Origin of the sequence: Gilvimarinus gilvus, assembly GCF_030518155.1 — a bacterium.
Taxonomy (GTDB): Bacteria; Pseudomonadota; Gammaproteobacteria; order Pseudomonadales; family Cellvibrionaceae; genus Gilvimarinus; species Gilvimarinus gilvus.
The window spans coordinates 1-362 of record NZ_JAULRU010000133.1 but is presented as its reverse complement, the minus strand read 5'-3'; the positions used below and the strand labels follow the sequence as shown (position 1 = coordinate 362).

Here is a 362-nt window from a genome sequence, read left to right as displayed (position 1 = left end):
AGGCGCTCGGCGAAGTCGGCTTCGCTCACCTGGCGCAGCGGCCAGGTATTGCCCAGCAAGCGGCAGGCTTCGGCCAGGGCGGCCAGGGACGCGCCTTCTCGCATCATCAGCACCGGCTCGGGCGCCTGGCGGTCGAGCAGGATCCCGTGACGCCGGGCGAAGCCGAATGGCAGCTCAGGACTCATGGCTGTGGCACTTGCGCGCTTGGCAAGCGACGCGGCTAGAACAGTCGCTGGGCATCAGCCGGCAAGGGCGAATCATCGGCGGCGCGCACCCCGTCGTAGGCCCTGCGCCCTACCTCGACCCGCTCCGCCTGGCTACGCAGAATGGTCGGGCGCAGGAAGACCATCAGGTTGGTTTTC

The 362-nt window shown here is 68.8% G+C and carries 1 pseudogene; it reads right to left on the bottom strand.

Annotated features, from left to right (window positions below):
* Positions 1-185, bottom strand: a pseudogene (locus QWI17_RS00815) (type II secretion system protein GspE); the annotation flags it as partial.
* Positions 186-362 lie beyond the last annotated feature (177 nt).